Origin of the sequence: Sphingobacterium sp. UBA7253 (assembly GCF_002472745.1) — a bacterium.
Lineage (GTDB): Bacteria > Bacteroidota > Bacteroidia > Sphingobacteriales > Sphingobacteriaceae > Sphingobacterium > Sphingobacterium siyangense.
Genome location: NZ_DKSP01000141.1, coordinates 1 through 653, shown reverse-complemented (window position 1 = coordinate 653; position 653 = coordinate 1). Strand labels below are relative to the sequence as shown.

1 protein-coding gene is annotated in these 653 nt (G+C 40.7%); it reads left to right on the top strand.

Going from position 1 to position 653, the window contains the following annotated elements; all coding sequences use genetic code 11:
• Positions 1-418: outer membrane beta-barrel protein (locus B2X72_RS14595; protein ID WP_286850186.1), on the top strand; the 418-nt coding region annotated here is incomplete at its 5' end.
• Positions 419-653: the final 235 nt, after the last annotated feature.

Here is a 653-nt window from a genome sequence, read left to right as displayed (position 1 = left end):
AGACGTTTCCTTTGACCAGTACCAAAATCTCAACTTGAGGCAGACTGCGGGACGTGCCGGTCTTCTTCAGACCTTCAAAGTCCCCTTTCAGATGAAGGCAGAAGTTTCGGTGGTCTACAATTCAAAACGACTCGGAGGGGCCAATACCATCAGTAGACCGGTTAGTCAAGCGGACATCGCGTTCCAAAAATCTGTATTAAAAGACAAAGCAACAATACGACTGGCTATCACCGACATCTATAAAGGTAACCAAGTTAAATACACGCAAAATTTACCAGGGCTGCTTTCATCAAGTTATGGATACTACGAATCAAGACAGGTACGTCTGAGTTTCAACTATAGGTTCAGCAGTGGAGCGACTAACGATCAACGTAATCGCAAATCGGCTCTCGAAAGCGAAAGCGGCCGTATACAATAAGATATCGGCACCGTTTGTACATATTTATTTTTTAATATTGGCCCTGCAATACATTGATGAATCTTCTAAATTTGAAATCTATAAATTAATAAAGACACGACATGAAGTTTACTATTTTCTTTTTCACATTAACATTTCTTTGCTTTAACTGCGAAGCCCAAAAGCAAGCTGAAATCTTCAAGGTGATGTCATGGAATATATTGCACGGAGCAAATGATAGTGAGGATGGCAAAGC